3 protein-coding genes are annotated in these 3,304 nt (G+C 53.3%); 1 reads left to right on the plus strand and 2 read right to left on the minus strand.

What is annotated here, in order from left to right; all coding sequences use genetic code 11:
* Positions 1-451: 451 nt before the first annotated feature.
* A complete protein-coding gene (locus tag O6944_08175) occupies positions 452-916 on the plus strand; it encodes a GFA family protein (protein MCZ6719107.1) in 465 nt (154 codons plus the stop codon).
* Between the two features lie 214 nt (positions 917-1,130).
* On the opposite strand, the gene O6944_08180 is transcribed toward O6944_08175, so the two are convergent.
* Together O6944_08180 and O6944_08185 are read right to left on the minus strand one after the other, a co-directional pair.
* Entirely contained in the window at positions 1,131-1,439 is a 309-nt protein-coding gene (locus tag O6944_08180; protein ID MCZ6719108.1) for an antibiotic biosynthesis monooxygenase, read from the minus strand.
* A gap of 327 nt (positions 1,440-1,766) precedes the next feature.
* Positions 1,767-2,558, minus strand: coding sequence for a dienelactone hydrolase family protein (locus O6944_08185; GenBank protein MCZ6719109.1), 792 nt, complete (start codon positions 2,556-2,558; stop codon positions 1,767-1,769).
* Between the last annotated feature and the right edge of the window lie 746 nt (positions 2,559-3,304).

A 3,304-nucleotide genomic window follows, 5' to 3' on the forward strand; every position in this document is an offset into this window, starting at 1 on the left:
GAAGCAACTGAGCGATACGAAAACCAGGGACCTTATTCGGTATTTCATTGGTTGTTCTCCCCAATGTTCTATTTAATCCAGAGAATACACGACCAAAAAGGCGGCACCAAGCGTCCGCTTTGAGTCGGTGCTTGCCAATTATTACATGACTTCTGGATGACCGCTTACAGTATAAGCAGCCGTTCGCCGACGGTGGGGGAATGAGCAGAGATGGCCGATTCCGGCCGTTCGGGATGACTGAAGGGGCCGTCAGGTCTCGAATGTCCAAGCTCGACCCAAAGGAGGCGTTCGCAACGAGCGCCGGGTGTTAGACAGGAGCTACCTTAGCCTCTTGCAGTCCCACTCGTATGACATCACCCGTTCGATCTCTCCTCCGATGAGCGCCTCCACTCAAAGCGGTTCGGGTGTATCATGTGGTTTACGCCGACAGAAAACAGTACATATGGCGACTATGGAGAAGCGTCGAGAAGGCCAATGCCAATGCGGAAATATCCGATACCGACTCATCGGTGAACCCCTAACACTTTACATCTGCCACTGTCTTCATTGCCAGAAGCAGTCCTCCAGTGCCTTTGGGATGTCACTCTGGATAAATCGTGATGACATCGAGTTTCTGTCCGGCGAATTGAAGTTTTGGACGACGAAAGGTGATAGCGGCGCGACAAAGATGTGCGCCTTTTGCGGTAACTGCGGTTCACGCATTTATCACGCTTCAGACGATGATCAAGCTCCGCTTAGTCTCAAAGCAGGGACACTCAACGACACGTCGTGGTTGCGACCAGTAGCCCATATTTGGACTAAGCGAGCACAGCCTTGGGTTTCAATAGACCAAAAGCCGGACCGCTGTTATGACGAAGAACCGCCTAGTGATGAGGAATTGCTACGGCTGTGGCGAGATTCGAATCGGGCAGAATAATTCGCCAGTTGCCGTCCGTTGACCGAGTGAGGGGCTAGTCCTAACGCAATCGTTGGAGTTGCCTCGTATTGCTTTCACGAGCCCCTGCGAATGACCGGGCCGCCAGCCAACGAAGGTCCGAGATCGACCCATTCCGGCCGTACGTAAGGTCTGCCGCGGCGGGGGTCGGTCAACCGACGGTCGTCGTCCCAGGTCCCCGTGCCAGACCAGTTGCTCAGTCCGAATCGCGTGAGAAGCCGTATACCTTCGGGTCGTCGCAGATGTAGCAGGTGTAGTCTTCGTAGTAGTCTTGGCGACCACGTTCCTTGACTTCCAGATGTTCGGGATGCTCGACCCAGGCGCGAAAGTGCTCAGGTGACTCCCACTCGATGATGGAGAGCCTTTCGCCATCGTTAGCGACAAACCCCTTACACGAGATGAATCCGGGCAGCGACCGTGAGATTTCATTCATTCGTTTGTTGCACGCTTGATAATCTTCGCCAAGATTGGGGCGAAGGCGCGAGCGAAAAATGGCGACGAGCATCTAGGTTGCTCTTTAGTGACTTCAGGCCTTCACGCCAACGGCAGTACAGGTCCTTTGTCGGGTTGGTGAACGGCGGGTTTCTCGACCCGCGGAATCGCGCTGGAAGACTCAACACCAATATCGGCGATATCATCATCGAGGGAGACGACATCTACAGATAATAGCCTCTACGGAAGTAGAGGCGTACCCCCAAGGGGCATCGAGATATATGCACTCATACCTCGTCCATCCTTAGACTCGTTGATACGTTTCGGAATGACAATGAGAAGCCACCCGGACACTTATCGAATCCGGGTGGTGATGTTTATTGATTGATTGATTTATGTATTACTTGAATGCGGCTTTAAGAAATTCGCTCAGATCCTTCCACGATTGCTTCGCTGCCTTGTCGTTGTAGCGAATCGGCAGGTTGTGTTTTTCAGCCCGTGTCGTGGCGTCAGGGCGGGTGAAACCATGTTTTGTGCCGGGATAGACGATTACCTTGGTCTCGACACCGGCTGCAGCCATTTCTTTTATTACCTTGTTCACGTCTTCTATGGGTACCGAGCTATCGTCTTCCGCTTGCTGTACCAGGACCTTTGCTTTGACGAAACCTTTTTTGGCAGGATTGTCGGTCTTGGGGATTACCCCCCAGATGCTTGCGACACCATCCAGGTCCTTGCCGCGGCGGGCCATTTCCAATACCACCCGACCGCCCAGTGAGTAGCCAATTGCGGCAACATGATTGCTATCGACTGTTTCATTTTTGATCAGCGTTTGATAGGTAGCATCAAAACGCACCTCCATGGTCTTTGGATCCGCCGTAAACATGATCATTTGCTTTTTAGTCTCAGGGAACTCGACATATTTACCATCGCCGTACATGTCCATGACTATGGCGGTATAACCGAGTTTGGCCAGTGCCTCGGCGCGATCACGCGCATAGTTGCTGTGTCCCCACCAATCGGGAACGACGATCACCGCGGGACGTTTGCCTTGGACGGCCTTGTCATAGACGATGTAGCCCACCAAGCTGGTATCCCCGGCTTTGTATGGAACCAATTCACCTGTGATCGCGGCATACAGCGGGGTGCTGACCACTGCCAAAAACGTAAATAGAATAAAAGGGAATCTAGACATAGTTGCCTCCCGAGTGAAAGAGTGTTGTCCTAACTACAGTGCAGGGCCGGGGTAAGCGATGTCCGCCAACGCCCAGGTCTGGTTCGTTATCGCTCATGCTGGAACAAAATTCGGACGGTGGCAGACCAAAGCGTTCATGGAAACTATTGGTGAAACGGGACGCTGATCGGTAACCGCAATCGGCGAATCGTTCGTTGCAAGTGCTCCAACCCCTCCTGCGTGGATAGGAACTTAGTCAAACAGAACGTCCACAATGTCCTGCGGAGATTTGAGTGCGGCCACTGCAAAGTGCAGTTCGAATAAGGACAGCCGTCAGCCCTTGGAGTGGCAGGAGCGCGTTTCTTGATGACGCTTGCGGGGACTATACACCGAATGGCTGGATCTGGCCGTTTCCCGCCTCATGCACCGCAGCATCACGGCGTGCTGCTGTAAGGTCGCGCAGAACGGCGAGAACCGACCCACTGCGGACACTCGCCCTGGCCGCTTACTCACAGCCAGAACCCACAAAGCGGCCGTCGATCTTCCGGCCTGTAACGTCTCTGGATAGCCAACTGTAGACATTCAATCCGGACGTCCCCTTCAATTGTTGGTGAAGACAAGCGCCTGTAAGTTGTCGTAGACATCGGTGACGCCCCAGGATACCTTTTCAGACGTACGCTAGATGACGGATTAGGGGAGGATCGGCGAGATGGCTAATCAATGGCTATTCAAGAGCGAAACTTACGATAACTGCAATTGCGCTGTGA

The sequence above is a fragment of the Gammaproteobacteria bacterium genome, assembly GCA_027296625.1.
Lineage (GTDB): Bacteria > Pseudomonadota > Gammaproteobacteria > JAKEHO01 > JAKEHO01 > JAKEHO01.

Excerpts from the sequence above, each read along its gene's own strand:
- O6944_08175 (MCZ6719107.1), top strand. The coding sequence starts at position 452 with ATGGAGAAGCGTCGAGAAGGCCAATGCCAATGCGGAAATATCCGATAC.
- O6944_08185 (MCZ6719109.1), bottom strand. The coding sequence starts at position 2,558 with ATGTCTAGATTCCCTTTTATTCTATTTACGTTTTTGGCAGTGGTCAGC.
- O6944_08180 (MCZ6719108.1), bottom strand. The coding sequence starts at position 1,439 with ATGCTCGTCGCCATTTTTCGCTCGCGCCTTCGCCCCAATCTTGGCGAA.